Below are 14,159 nucleotides of genomic sequence, written 5' to 3' on the forward strand. Positions count from 1 at the left end.
CATCGCAATTGAAAATTTTGCGAGGCATTTATTGCGCGTTATCGATGATTAAGGCTCAAAACCAGGAGTTACCTGGCATTGAGCCTTTTTTTCTCCGCAAAACTTCCAATTGGACCCTTTAAGAACTATCCCCTGTCGCAGTAATATCATTAAGCATTAATGAACTTACCCTTACTGATAATCTCATCGTAAAGAAACTGGCCACTGTTAACCTTTTTATATTCTTCCAATGAATAAGGTCTTGGGGAAATGTCCAAATCAATGTTCTCGCTGATTTCTTTCAACAGCACAGCTTCTTCCACATAGTCCTGGCCAAAGTCCGGGGAAATGACGGCCACGTCAATATCACTGGTTTCGACTGCATTTCCTTTGGCGTAGGAACCAAACAGGATGGCTTTTTCCACTCGGATATTTCTTTCTTTTATAGCATTGATAAATTCCTTCACGATTACTTCAACATGCTTTTTAGCCATTTTACCGCCTCCATTGAACGTTGCAAAATGTTCTTTGTATGCTCTGGTGTACATTTTGCTTCCAACTCCGCTCGCTTATCGGGATACCGCGTTTCTATATAGTAGAGAGACAGGCGACGAAAGAGATCTTTCATCTCTTTGGTACACTGATCAAGGATATTGGCGGTACCAGCCAGTGAGATGAGGTCATGTTTTTTTGGGGGAGTTAAGCCAGTTTTTTCAAAATAGACTGCTTTAAGGGCTTTTTCTACCGCTTGCTGACACATGAACATGGCCCAAAGGTATCTTTTTCCCTCGTAGCAGTGTTCTGCGGCTTCCAGGTCGTCCTCGGCTATTCCTATCCATACGGAAGTCTGTGCCCTCATCAATATTTCCCTCTTCCTTGAACCTTCCCTACCAGAATTATACCAATTTGAATTCAGGAAATAAACAACAGTTGATTTTCATTCGGATCGTCAACTCTTTGTGCTGTTTTTTCAAAGCCTTCAAATCTCAAGGGGGCCAGTTTTAAAGTTATCATTCATCTGGAGCTGCGGGCCGTCCCACATTGCTTTAGTGTAGGAGCTGATTGATTCAGCCCGTTTCGTTAACAGCCGGTTAACGTCAATTGCTCGGTTAAAATAGAACCGTCCCTGCCGCAGAAAAAAATGCGACAGGGGAGAACCGTCCACTGTCGCATTTTTGTCAGTTGTTGCTGTTGATAATAATTTGAACGTGATTTTTTTCCGGCTGGGTTTCCACAACGCCTCCCGCAGTACTTTTCTGCGTTTCTGTTTGGCCGGTCCCCGGCGGCGGCGTCGAGGTACCCTGCACCACACCGCCCTGATTGCCTGGCAGACTGCTATTACCGCTGTTATTTGGATTGCTGTTAATGCTGTTACTTATATTACTGCCATTGGCACTGCTGTTACCGGTACCGCCGGAGCCGGCGCCGCTGCCGGTGGTGCTTGCACTTTTGGTCGTATCAGGCTGTTGCAGTGGTTTAACCGGAGCGGTTTTAGCCTGATCCATGGCCACCTGCCTGGTATTATTGGAGTTTTGATTAATTTCGCCCAGGATCACGTCGGTCACTTTTCCTTGTTCAAACAAAGCGCTGGCCACTTCTTTGGCCTTGCCCGGGTCCACGTACCAGTAACTTACCCCGTGTTCGTTGAGGAACCAGCCCGGCAATGTCTGGCTGACTATCTGCACATTGTCAATATTTTTGGCCGCCTTGGCCAGCGACACCAGCTGTGATATCCCCAAATTGGTGTCCACGTTTTTGTAGATTTCGGGTATCAGTTTGGGCATTTTGATTATCGAACCCGGCTTCATAACCTCATCGCCGATTGCCGTCAAAAGCTTGAGCTGGCGCTGGGTGCGGGTGATATCCCCCAAAGCGTCGTGCCTGAAGCGCGCGTACTGCAGGGCTTGGTCACCGTTAAGGCGCTGGACCCCCTTGTTGAGGTCGATGCTATATGCCCCGCCGTAAGCGTTTTCATGGTAATGCATGTCTTTTTCCACATCAACGGTAACCCCGCCGAGGGCATCCACAATACCTTTAAATCCGCCGAAATTGGTAAGGATATAATAGTCTATGGGCACTCCTGTCAGATCGGAAACAACGCTCATGGCCATTTTCGGCCCGCCATACTGGTTGGCCGCGTTGATCTTGTTCACCCCGTGGCCCGGCAAATCAACCTTGGTATCCCGTGGAATGGAAAGGAGCGAGATGCGACGGTCTTTGTTGTTAATATTGGCCAGAATCATGGTATCCGTGCGGTTGCTGGTATCGCCGCTCCGCTCGTCCACGCCCATCATCAACACATTGATGCCGGGAAGTTTGGATAAATCCTGTTCATTACTATTTGTATTATCAGTTAACGGGCTGCCGGTTAATAAAGGCCACAAAACATTGTTGGCAAGCGCAAAGCCCCCGGCAAACAAACCAGCGAGCAAAACAACAAATATGGCAAACCTGGGCTTGTTCAACTTTCTCTTTCTATTGCCGGCGATAAGCGGCACCTCCCTTCGCCGGGTCATTTATCAGCCCGGCTTCTTAAACATAATACACCGGAGACGCTGAACGTTCAATATTTTTGTTTTTAGCGCAAATTTAGTCGATATTTTTTTAATACCAGCCAGGCGAACTTGGGCAGGACCACCATCCGCCGCCAGCGCGACGGTTCCATGACCAGGCGCCCCAACCATTCCATTTTGAGGCGCTGCATCCAGCGGGGCGCCCTGGCCACACGGCCGGCCAGCACGTCAAAGGTGCCGCCGACGCCCATGGCCACCACCGGGCCTATTTCATCTATATATTTATCGATCCAAATTTCCTGTTTGGGAGCGCCCAGAGCCACAAACAACAATTGTGGAGCAGCTTTCCTGATGTCTTCGACAACCGCGGTGTCTTCAGCGGGCTGAAAGTAACCGTGGTGCGTGCCGGCCACCTGCAGGCCCGGGTGCAGGCGGCGCAGGTTTTCGGCTGCCTCTTCGGCCACGCCGGGCGCGGCCCCCAAAAGGTAGATGCGCCAGCCTTCCGCTGCGGCTTTCGGCATCAGGCGCAGCATCAAATCTATACCGGTGACTCTTTCCGGAAAAGGCGAACCCGCCACCCGCCCCGCCCAGACAATGCCCTCGCCGTCGGCAGTGACCAGGTCCGCCTTACGGACCAGTTCCAGCAGTGCTGCATCTGAAGTTGCGGCCCGGTAAAGGTATTCGGGGTTTAACGTAATCACCCGGCAGGGCTTGCTTGCACGCACCAGCGCGGTAACGGCTTCAACCGCCTGGTCCATGGTCAAGCGGCCGATGCCCGCCCCCAAAATCTCAGCTTTCATTTTTATCACCCGGATAAATAGTTCGAATAATAAGTTCTATAGGTAGTTCTATGGAAGATAGTTTCTATAGAAAGATAGTTCTATGTCGAACGGGTATAACCTTTAGTAAATTTATACAAAAAAGTTATAAAGATTGGTAATTCTATCAGCCCGCCGGCTGCGCACAGTGGGCAGTTGTCGGGTGTTTAATTGAATACGGTTGACAAATGCACATGTGGAAAATGTACTCATAGAATGCACTTATTGAATAATGACGCCGGTTGCTCCAATTTTGTTCCTTGTATTACGCATTGTGTTATGCATATGCCAGACACATCGCGTTGAATTGCCCTTGAATTGAGCCAAGAATTACGAATTGGTCTCCGTTGCAGCCTGCAGCCTCCGGTACAACCGTTCCCCGGCTCGCCACAGCGCAATGAGCGCCAGTCCCACGATAATTCCCAAAACCAGCCCGTTGAAGCTGCGCAGCAAAGATACGGCCAGTGGAGTGTGAATATGGGCGTAGGTATTGACCAGGGAAATCTGGCCGATGGCCCCGGCCAGGAGCAGCGGCATGTAATTATTGTTCCGGTACCCGAGATAAAAGACCAGCAGCAGCAGCGGGTGGCCCACCAGGAATTCCTTGGTCCTCGGCCGCACCCCCAGCAGTGTGTCCAGCAGCGAACGGAACTTTAACTCCAGCGGAGATATGGCCACCGACTCATTGCCCGTGCGGGACACATAGATGAGCAGGGCAACAGCCAATATGCCCAGGATCACAACGGACTTAACCAGTATGGGCTGGTCCAAAAACTTTTGCAGCTGCCTGCGCCAGCCCATCCCTTCTTCATCATGGCGGAAAAAGAAAATTAAAGCCAATAAGAGCAGTGGGGCCACATGAGCCAGTTTAACCCCCGCAAACTGGTCCAGCTTGAGCATAAAGCCCCGGTCCGCCAGCAGGCCCACCATCAGCAGCGCGCCGGTCAGCGAAATGAGCGAGGTGCGCAGTAACAGCAGCACGCTTTTCCGCACCGTGCTGCCTTCGCTCTTAATGTTGATCGACAGCGACAGGGTGGGGAAGATTACCACCGAAGCAAAGGCCATCAATTTGCGGGCCGGGCCGGTCATCCCCGCGCCCAACAGCCCCGCCCAGGCCAGCAGCGCCACCAGGCCAAGCAGCGGCGCGGCTTTTGGCCAGCCCATGGTGAAACAAAGCAGCATGCCTCCCGCAATTGCCCCTAAGCCGGCCAGGAACAGCAACCAGCGCGAATTTGATAATGGCGCGGCCAAAACAGACGGCTCGCCCACCTGCATGCCCTCGGCACGCAGCTTTTCACCAACCCGCCCGGCCAGCTGCAGGTTCCACTGCAGGATATCCGGCGCATCGGGCTTGGTGTAGCTGTGGAAGAGCAGGATCCTGATATTGCGCTCGGTTGCCGCCAGAGCATACCTGTCGATAATCTCCTCCGGGCTGTAATTCTTTTTGGCGTCTTCCTCCAGGCTCAATGTATGCAGCCTGACCACGTTCTTGTCCAGCAGGTAGCCGAGCTTGGACAGGCCGATCTGGTTGGAAAATTCTATGGCCACCACCGGGACTCTGAGTTTTTGCACCACATAGGCCAGCGGCCGGATCTGGTCCGGCGCTCCGGGCAGCACCGGGTCGTTGAATAAAAGCCCGGCCAGGCCCGGTATTTTGCCGATCTCGCCGAAAACGTATTTTAACCCTGCCGCGTCAACCTGGTTCCAGGAGCGCAGCTGTACCAGCACCTGCATGCCGGCCCGGTTGGCGTCATCCACGGCGTTTTGGGGGAAACCCACGCCCAATTGCTGCAGCAGGCTCCAGCCGCACCCCGCTTCAAGGATATACAGCCCTGGACGTTCCCACGCTCTCAACTGCACCTTCTTGGCGGTTAACTGGCCCTTGACTCTTTGGTAGATGTCCGGGTTTGAAAAAATAAAGTAAGCCCGGTCCGGCCGGACCTGCTGCCAAAAATCGCTACCCAGCGTCTTCAAAACGCCATAATCCCGCATCAGCAGCAGCGACTGCCCGGTTTGCAGTTTAAATTCCCCGTTTTGCTCCGCTTCCGCAACGGTAGGCTCTTTGATTAAGACAGCGCCCGCGCCCCGCTCCCGGAATTGACGCAGCACATCCACCACGCCGGTACCGTTCATGCGGGCCAGCGAGGCAACTTCGTCATATACAACCGCCATCTGCACGCTGCGATTGTTAGCCTCCATGGTGTGCCTCTGCCAGGCCAGGTAACCGGCGGCGATGATGGAAATGACAACGACAGCGATTAAAACGGGCGTCCATTTTTTATCCAATACTTAAACCCCCAGCTCATAAATATTCAGGTATTCAGAATTCAAGAGTCAGAATTCAGGAGTCAGAATTCAGAATAGTTCAAGACAATAGGCTTTTTATTTCCTATGACAGCATAGTGATAAAGTTCTTGACCAGCATATACGCCGCCCCGTTGGACAGGGGTTTGTTTACATCAATATATGCCTTCCACTGCGGCTCCCGGTCAAAAAAGCCGCGGTCATTAAAATAACGAAAAGATTCCTCTTTGGTGCGATTCAGCCCCAGGTACCCGGACAGCATATAGCAGGCGTCATTAAGGTTGAATACATTGGGTTCCGTGAATAGATGCGGATGGTTTTTTACTTTGGCGCCTGTTTGCTCAACCGCCCGGGACAAGATATTGATAAATCGCTGTTGTTCAATGGGTTGATCTAATTTGTAGTCGTTATTATAACCGCCTGCAGCCAGGCCCAATCCGCGCATGAACTTCAGCCCGGGGTACGCCCAGTGGCCGGCAATTTTGTTTTCAATTTTAAAGGGATGCAATACCATGCCCTGTTTGTTCAGCCTCGACTGCAGCTCCAGCATTAAATCCCGCCGCCCGGCCAGTTCCCGGAAGGAAAGGTTGTTTTCCCTGGCCAGCGCCGCCGCAGCCCCGGCCGCCTGCCCCTCGGCCATACCCACGGGCACGGTCCTGGCGCTGCCGTGCGCCAGTGAATCATAGCTGGCGGACCTGCCCACAACCAGCAGGCCGTCCACTTTTTGCGGCACCAGGCAGCGAAAAGGTATGGCATATTGAACAGGCTTGCCGATAACAACGCCCGGCACAGTTGGGCCCGTGGGCTGAATATCCACGGGGTAGGACCCGAAGGCAATTCTGTCCTTAAAATCCCTGTTTTCCAGCACGTCATCCAGGGTCAGGCGGTATTCACCGTAAATATGCCTGGATTCCCGCACGTAAAGCTCCGGCGCCGCCCCGGCCAGGGAGGCGTGCGCAAGCCCGGGAACATGTTGATTGATAAAAGCTACAATTGAAGGCAGTTCCTTTTCGGCAGCCGCCCTGGCCTGCAGCCTGGAATTATCGTTGAGCGGGTCGACTCCAAAAATCAGCAGGGCGTTGACCAGCACGCTGTTGTCATCCTGGCGGCCCAAATTGAGGCCCCTCAGTTTAATCCTGCCGCTCAACGGTTTGTAATGCGAAGTGATTTCGTTAAAACCCCAGGCGCTGCGCATGTTGGCGCCGGTGTTTTTATTGCCGTCCCGGTACAAGTAATAGCGAATTTTCAACCAGTCCAGCAAACTGACATGGCTTAATTTAAAAACCAGGGTCGCCGCCATATTACCGGCACTGCTGCCGGTATCCTCCCGGCCCACGCTGTAGGGCACACCGGCCAGGGCGGCAATATCACCATCCTGAGTCGCGTCTATGACACCTCCGGCCTTAACCACCTTGTCCACTCCCCCGCCCGCCAGGCTTACGCCAATGACCTCCGGCCCTCCGCTTGCTGCCATAACCGGCTTGATGCTGCGGACATTAAGCAAAACCCGGAGGTTTTTTTCCCGGGCCACCAGGTTATTAAAGACGCGTATTGCGTTTTGCACGTCGAACGAGTCGCCTTTTACATTCTTATAGAATTCGGCAAATATCCCCTTGTTTAGTATTTCCCCGCCGGGGCCGTAATTCATGTCAATTGAGTTCAACCAGCTCATGGTCATTAAACCGCCCAAAATTGGCCTTTTATCCACCAGAAGCACGGAGAGACCGTTCCTGGCGGCGGATACTGCAGCGGCAATGCCTTCGGGGTCGCTGCCGACAACTACCAGATCATAAACGTCCCCCACTTGGTGGGGTGGGGGCAAGGTGCTTTCGTTATTAATAATTGTGTTATTGAATATGTTATTAATTGTGTTATTACATTTGGCAGATATTAGAAGAAAGGCAACCAGAACCGATAGGGCCAATATTAACAGAGATTTACCCGGCTTACGCCTGCTTGTTTTACGCATATTTATACGCATACTTAAGTTTTAATAGCCTCTGTACATAATGATTGTCTGCTTAACAGCTGTTACCCCGCGGCCATCCTCCCTGGGGATGGTAAACAGGTGATTCTTTTCCGCCGTCATGCCGGCAGACACATTCTTACCGGCGGTTAGGTCCACAATGCCGCTGCCGGACGGGTCCACCACCACGGCCTCACCGCTGCGCACAATAAATTCGGTGCCTGATTTACCGATAAACTGCTGGCCCGGCTCCAGTGCTGAGGTGCTCCATTCAAGAGAGCCTCCCCCCTTGACCTGGCCGAGCTGGGCCAAACTTTCCTGCACGTATTTTACAACAAAGCTTTTTGTAACCAGGGGATCATTCACCGAACCGGGGCTGCCGTCTTCGCCGGCCGAAGCCAGACCGGCGTAACCCGCAATGCAGAGCGCCAGCAGCAGCAAACCGGACCAAAGCAATTTCTTTTTTGCGCGCACCAAATCGACCTCCAAACATAAAATACTGGGCTATGCATAATTTCGACGGATTATCTATATGTCCTTCCATAAAACACTGTTCTCATGTCATATATTCTAATATAATTAAAGATACCCGGGTATCCACTCTGTTCTCGCCTTTGTCATTGCGAGCGCAGCGCGGCAATTGCATTTTCGGATTGCTTCGTCGTATCACTCCTTGCAATGACACCTTGCGTTTCCTTCGCTTCCTTGCACTTGAGTAAAGCTGATAACCAGCCGGGTAAAGATATTACAAAAAGCGGTGGATCATTTGAAAAACAGACTACTATTTTATACTGCAATTTTTTCTTTAATGATGATAATTTCAAGCTGCAATCCGCAGGTGGGCAGCAGCCAAATTTTATACCTGCCCCTGGATGACAGGCCAGTAAATTTCAAGCAGGTCGTTGAACTTTCCGGCCTAACCGGTTCGTCTGTTGTATATCCTGACGGACAAACGCTGAAAAACCATGCAGAGCTGGCCAAGTGGTCCGCTGCCAACGCCCGGACGTCAAGCACGGTAATAGCCTCACTGGACGCCTTGATCTACGGCGGCCTCGTCGAATCCAGGAAGCACAAGTTAACTCAAAACGAAATTAACGGGCGAATAGAAGAAATTAAAAAATTAAAGACAAAAAATAACAGGGTATATGCTTTCATATCCATAATGAGGGCGCCTTCGGCCAATACCCCTTACACCATGCCGGATTATTACAGCAAATACGGTTTCATGATTTACCAATACGGAGAGCTGGCACACAAGCTCGGGCTCGGCCTGGCCAACCCGGCGGAGATACAAAGATACAATAACATTAAAGCAACGATTCCCAATGAACTAAATGACTTTGCCGGCAGGAGGCAAAAAAACCTGTCTGCAACCGGCGAGATTCTTAAACTGGTACAACAGGGCTATATTGACCACTTGACCATCAGCAAGGATGATGCTTCCGCTTATGGCTATTCCGTCCTGGAAGCGCAAAAGCTGAACTCGCTGATCAAGCTGCACGGCATTGAATCCAAGGTTACATTTTTAACCGGAACAGATGAATGCGGCATGCTGCTTTTAGCCGCCGCTTCCGTTGGCAAAAAGAACCAAACCGGACCCCGGATATTTGTTGATTACGCAGACCCGGCGGGTAAAAACGCCATATTGCATTATGAGGACGTTCCCCTGGATGAAAACGTGAGCCTGCATATTAACGCTATTGGGGCAATAAGAACGCCTGACGTACACCAGGCGGACATGGTTTTGGCCGTACACAACGGGCCGGGCCTTGAAGACAGCGCTTCCATACCTGCCGGTGGTCAAAATACAGGCGCCCGGAACGGCCAAAATATAGAGCAAAATACAGAGCAGAATTTTGTAGGCAGGATTGCCAACTATATTGATGAAGGGAAAACAGTATGTCTGGCCGACGTAAAGTTGCCCAACGGCGCGGACAACGAATTCATGCAGAAACTCGGGGCAAGCGTTGACTTGTCAAAACTGGGCGCGTATGCGGGTTGGAACACGCCGGGGAATTCCTTGGGCATAGCTTTGAGCCAGGGGCTGATTTACCACCTTTATAACGGGAAAGATGATCATAACGGGGAAAACGCGGTCCGCCGGCAGGCTCAACGGCAGGTCCACCGGCAGATACTTTTAACCAGGCTCATCGAAGACTGGGGCTACCAGTCTGTTGTGCGACCGCAGCTGAAAAAGGAGGTCCCGCCCGGGCAGCAGTTTTTATTTATCGATCGTGAATTTGAGCAAAATATTGCAGTTAAAACGAAAGAGATGCTCAACCAGTTTGCCGAACAAAACCTGGCCAAAAACTTTGGCGGCATAACTGTTTCCAACGTTACTTTTCCGTGGCACCGGTTATTCGATGTTGATTTTCAACTAAAGGACTGACCGTTATGGTATAATATAGTAACAATAATATTCAGATCAACTAACCATCCCCGATGTGTTTATGAGGGTGAAGTATTATGGATGCCATCGCAGAAAAAATAGCATATTACTTTTCCGGCAACAATCTAATTTCAGCTGTTTACCTTTTTGGTTCAGCAGCTAAAAACCTAATGCGGCCGAAGAGTGATATTGATATTGCCGTATTATTTGCAATCAAATTAAAAAGCAAGATTAAACGGTTTGATATTATCTTGACAACAAGCATGGAACTTGAAGACATACTCGGTCGACCGGTTGATGTAGTGGATATTTTGGAAGCCCCCCTGGTATTACAGCACCAAATACTTAAAACGGGGAAACTACTGGTCGAAAATAACCGGTTAGCCAGAATTAACTTTGAGGTTAATTCACGCAGGCAGTATTTTGACATGCTCCCACTTTATACGGTCAGGAATAAGAATATATTGCAAAAATTCAAGGGGTAGCACATACTGTTCAACCATATAAATACGAAAAAATTGATGATAATTAAGCTGCCAGTTATAAACCCCAGTGCTGTCTATTCATACTAAGTCTCTTTTTTAACCATAGAGGAAAAAATTCTTCTTTAAACCCCAATTTATATCCCAAAATTTTGCAAAGATTTTGCAGACAGGCTTTTGGTATAAAGTTTTTCCCATTCGCCCATAGATATTTTAACTCAGAAACAATATATTTAAGCCCCTCTCCTTCTGCCTGACCAAATGCTTCACGTATCCATTGCTCGCGCCCATGGAAAACTCCTATATCAAAATAGCGTTTGAACTCCTGCCAAATACTGTAGTCATGGGAATGGTAAACCTGCGCCTCAGCGCAATAATAGATCTTCCATCCTGCCAGCAACATTTTCGCAGCAACATAAGTATCCTCGCTTAATATAACATTGCCGGGAAAGCCGCCGACTTCTTTTAGCACTGTTTTTCTGTAAGCTGCAAAGGAATTTGATATGAAAGCAGTTTTAATCCCCAGTTCTTGAGCATCTTCTAAACTTTTTATCCTACTTTCAGGTGGATAATTAAATAGGCGGGCATGTGCCCCGATAGGTAAAGCGTTTTTATAGGGTAACTGGCGACCATAAGCGGCACCAATAGCCGGATCACTAAAACATTTAATAATATTCCCTAATGAATTTTCATTTGCCAAAATTGCATCCTGTGTTAAAAAAACCACCACATCAGTGTTCGCAAATTCCGCCCCAAACTGGCGGGTGGACCCGTGGTTAAAATCCCTGCGTTTAATCGAGAGAACATTACAACCATATTTTCCGGCAATATTTGCAGTATTGTCATCTGATTCCGAATCTATAACTATCACTTGCCCGGGAGTTACACTTTGTTTTTTAATTGACTTTAAGAACAGTTCGAAATCTCTACCAGCATTTAGTGTTGGAACCACCAGCGAAAAATTTATGTCCATCACTCAATCTCCCCTGGCATCGCCTGCTACCGCCCAAGCATAAAGGCAACCAATGCAGCTATATCATCAATAAGCTTAAGGCGTCTTGGCCTGTGGGCAACCGCAAATTTTATGCGAGCAATGAAATTATCCTCACATTTAATTAGTTCGGAAAGATAACTAGACTGCCTAGATGGCAAACGTTCACTGTAAATGCGTTCAAACTCACGTGCCTGCGTCAACCGCGACGGCCTTGCCGAACGACGTAGAAGCCTGCGCAGGCGAAAAAATAATGAAGCAAAACCTAGTCGCATGCCGATTTGGTTCGACGCATGCTGGCGGTATAGTATCATTGAAACATCATCGTAAATGACGCGACCGAACGCCGTAGCAACAATATACAGCCACCAATGACCTTGTTAGATTATGCTCCACCAATTGCCTTACTTTTACCACTAAGTAAAATTAAAATAATCTCTAATAGAAGTAAACCTATATTTTTTTAATAAATTTCTTAATTTCTCATAACAGTTTTTGATACCATAGTAATGAATAAACGATTCTTTTCTACTCAACAAAATTTTAGGTTGAAATAAATCAATCTCTCTTGGATGGATATAAATTACTGCAGGGATGCCTTGTTTATTTAAGGTATTAATCCCATACTTTACAAGCCACAGTGGTAAAATTCTTAGATAAAAACCACCGGAAAAACCAAAATTTTTTCCAATCAAATTTATTGTTGAACAAGGAATCTCTAGTATCCCTTGTTTCAACACATAAGGAAATCGTGGGGCATCCGGTATACCATAAAGAAAGGTATTAACCGGAAAAATACTTGCATCATATTGAAAATCATACTCTTTTAAAATATCAAAAACCCAAAAATTACTTTTATTTATAGACCAACTAGGAGCTCTGTAACCGATAATTTTTTTACCAATTATACTTTCAATTAATTGTTTAGATTTAACCAAATCATCAATAAATTTCTCCCTTGATAGCTCACCAACTAAATCATGACCATAGCCATGTGTAGCAATCTCATGACCCTTATTACACACATCTAAAACCAATTTTGGATAATTTTCAGCAACCCAACCCAGCACAAAAAAGGTTGCCTTAGCATTACACTCTTCAAACAATTTTAAAAGTCTGTGAGTATTTTCCACAATTCTATGTTCACTATATTTATAAATATTAATAATATCTTTTTTATAATTTGCATGGAACCATTCCTCCAGATCAACGGTAAGCAAATTATTTACAACAGCATTTTTAGATAACATCATAATCCCCCATAGTTACAAACCAGTTATTAAAATCTTCTATAATATTATCTTTGTCATGTTTTTGGTGCAACTTTAGTATTAATGGAAATGGTTGAGGTAAAAACCATTTTGGGCATGTAATAAAACCATTTCTTTTTAGAATATTAAACTCTAAAGTATGCTTCATCATTAAAGCACCGCTGATAGAAACATTAGCTTCCTTAAAATGCTTTAATGCGGACCTAATAAGATTATCTCCGACCTGCTCCCCAACTTGTGTTTTTTCCACAATAAAATCAACTATCATTCCGCATCTAATATTTTTTACAGATGTTTCCCGTAAGACAATATACCCACAAATTCTTCCATCACATTCAGCCTTTAATACATGATATCGGCGATAAGGTATATCTATATATCTCCAATTCAAATACTCGCTGTTTCTTATAACCATTACCGGGGAATTATTACATATTAATTCCCAAAAGACATCAAATTCAGAGCCAAATCTGTTTACATTTGCTATATTTATACCATCCGAAAAAGTATTATTATTAAAATTATCAGTACATTCATACATTTCACTTTTTATGTTAAATAATTTTGATTTTAGTAATTTAACTGGGTTTATCAATCTTATTAGCAAAGGCACCTCTAAATATCTAAAACCAAGGCTCTTTGTAAAACCATGAAAAGAATTTTGATTTGGAAAACCATAGGTAAACACTACATCTTTATCCTGACAGTATTTATACACTTCCTTTGCAAGAATTTTAAAAATACCCTTTCCGTGATGCTGTGGATGAACTAAAGTATTTAATGATAATGAACCTATTACAACAGATCCAGAAACATTAAATCTGATTGGTATAACTATATATTGCCCTATAACTTCATTTTCTTTTACAGCTAATTTCATTATAGAATTTCCAGTAGGATTTTCAAAATATTGCCAATTTAGAAACCTCTCTGAAGCTATTTCAATATCACCATAATATATTTGTGTTAACGAGGTGATTTTTTTCAACATACCTTCTTTATAATCCATAACAACCCATTGGCTTTTCATAATAAACCACCTTATCGTATTGTCAAAATAACACCTGCACAAATTAAACCAATTCCAACCCACTGAATTAAGAAAACACTTTCATGCAAAATAAAAATTCCTGCAACTGTTACAAAAACAAATACAAGACTTGTAACAGGGTAAACACGAGTTAAATCTGCATGATTTAGAATATATAGCCATAGCAATGTTGTAATTATATATATTAGAATGCCTAATATTATATATGGATTAAACAATATTTTTAGATAATCACCTATCACTGAAATGCTTTCCTTGGAAACACCCATTTTCCAAAGAATTTGTCCGGAAGACATTAATAATGCATTAATAATTGTTAAAATAATTATGGTAAAATCAAGTTTCACAATAATCCCTCACGGTTCGTTAATTATTTTGTTGTAATATTTTCTTAA

Annotated in this window: 13 protein-coding genes; 2 read left to right on the forward strand and 11 right to left on the reverse strand. The window is 46.5% G+C overall.

The genetic code is table 11. The features are described 5' to 3' along the window. Positions 1-149: 149 nt before the first annotated feature. The 7 genes from H569_RS0108705 to H569_RS0108735 all read right to left on the reverse strand — a co-directional run bounded on the left by H569_RS0108705 (position 150) and on the right by H569_RS0108735 (position 8,054). A complete protein-coding gene (locus tag H569_RS0108705; protein WP_027364684.1) occupies positions 150-473 on the reverse strand; it encodes a nucleotidyltransferase domain-containing protein in 324 nt (107 codons plus the stop codon). Beyond that, a complete protein-coding gene (locus tag H569_RS0108710; protein ID WP_027364685.1) occupies positions 449-838 on the reverse strand; it encodes a HEPN domain-containing protein in 390 nt (129 codons plus the stop codon). Before H569_RS0108710 ends, H569_RS0108705 begins: the two co-directional genes overlap by 25 nt. Positions 839-1,157: 319 nt before the next feature. Further along, the gene (locus H569_RS19775; RefSeq protein ID WP_081410938.1) at positions 1,158-2,495 is read right to left on the reverse strand and encodes an LCP family protein; all 1,338 of its coding nucleotides are present in this window, start codon (positions 2,493-2,495) and stop codon (positions 1,158-1,160) included. 62 nt (positions 2,496-2,557) lie between these two features. After that, on the reverse strand, positions 2,558-3,292 hold the full coding sequence (locus tag H569_RS0108720) for a WecB/TagA/CpsF family glycosyltransferase (protein ID WP_027364686.1): 735 nt from the start codon (positions 3,290-3,292) through the stop codon (positions 2,558-2,560). Positions 3,293-3,640: 348 nt separating this feature from the next. Next, the gene (locus H569_RS19780; protein WP_051273478.1) at positions 3,641-5,596 is read right to left on the reverse strand and encodes a DUF5693 family protein; all 1,956 of its coding nucleotides are present in this window, start codon (positions 5,594-5,596) and stop codon (positions 3,641-3,643) included. A gap of 103 nt (positions 5,597-5,699) precedes the next feature. Next, positions 5,700-7,583, reverse strand: coding sequence for an FAD-dependent oxidoreductase (locus H569_RS19785; RefSeq protein ID WP_034630074.1), 1,884 nt, complete (start codon positions 7,581-7,583; stop codon positions 5,700-5,702). Positions 7,584-7,604: 21 nt separating this feature from the next. Then, positions 7,605-8,054, reverse strand: a complete 450-nt coding sequence (locus H569_RS0108735; protein ID WP_027364687.1) for a hypothetical protein — start codon at positions 8,052-8,054, stop codon at positions 7,605-7,607. Between the two features lie 292 nt (positions 8,055-8,346). Here H569_RS0108735 and H569_RS0108740 point away from each other — a divergent pair, with 292 nt between their 5' ends. Then, positions 8,347-9,969, forward strand: coding sequence for a DUF4127 family protein (locus tag H569_RS0108740; RefSeq protein ID WP_027364688.1), 1,623 nt, complete (start codon positions 8,347-8,349; stop codon positions 9,967-9,969). 77 nt (positions 9,970-10,046) lie between these two features. Then, positions 10,047-10,454 (forward strand): type VII toxin-antitoxin system MntA family adenylyltransferase antitoxin, encoded by a 408-nt coding sequence (mntA, locus tag H569_RS0108745; RefSeq protein WP_034630043.1) that lies wholly within the window; start codon positions 10,047-10,049, stop codon positions 10,452-10,454. A 55-nt stretch (positions 10,455-10,509) separates the two neighbouring features. Here the strand turns inward: mntA and H569_RS0108750 are convergent, their stop codons facing one another. The 4 genes from H569_RS0108750 to H569_RS0108765 form a co-directional block, all read right to left on the reverse strand. Next, the gene (locus H569_RS0108750) at positions 10,510-11,424 is read right to left on the reverse strand and encodes a glycosyltransferase (RefSeq protein ID WP_081410940.1); all 915 of its coding nucleotides are present in this window, start codon (positions 11,422-11,424) and stop codon (positions 10,510-10,512) included. 434 nt (positions 11,425-11,858) lie between these two features. Further along, positions 11,859-12,692 carry an XrtA system polysaccharide deacetylase gene (locus H569_RS0108755; protein WP_034630045.1) on the reverse strand — a complete coding sequence of 278 codons (834 nt, stop codon included), beginning with the start codon at positions 12,690-12,692 and terminating at the stop codon, positions 11,859-11,861. Continuing rightward, positions 12,682-13,743, reverse strand: a complete 1,062-nt coding sequence (locus tag H569_RS0108760; protein WP_051273482.1) for a GNAT family N-acetyltransferase — start codon at positions 13,741-13,743, stop codon at positions 12,682-12,684. Before H569_RS0108760 ends, H569_RS0108755 begins: the two co-directional genes overlap by 11 nt. A gap of 11 nt (positions 13,744-13,754) precedes the next feature. Beyond that, on the reverse strand, positions 13,755-14,111 hold the full coding sequence (locus H569_RS0108765) for an EamA family transporter (protein WP_051273483.1): 357 nt from the start codon (positions 14,109-14,111) through the stop codon (positions 13,755-13,757). Positions 14,112-14,159: the final 48 nt, after the last annotated feature.

Origin of the sequence: Desulfotruncus alcoholivorax DSM 16058 (assembly GCF_000430885.1) — a bacterium.
GTDB classification, from domain to species: Bacteria; Bacillota; Desulfotomaculia; order Desulfotomaculales; family Desulfallaceae; genus Desulfotruncus; species Desulfotruncus alcoholivorax.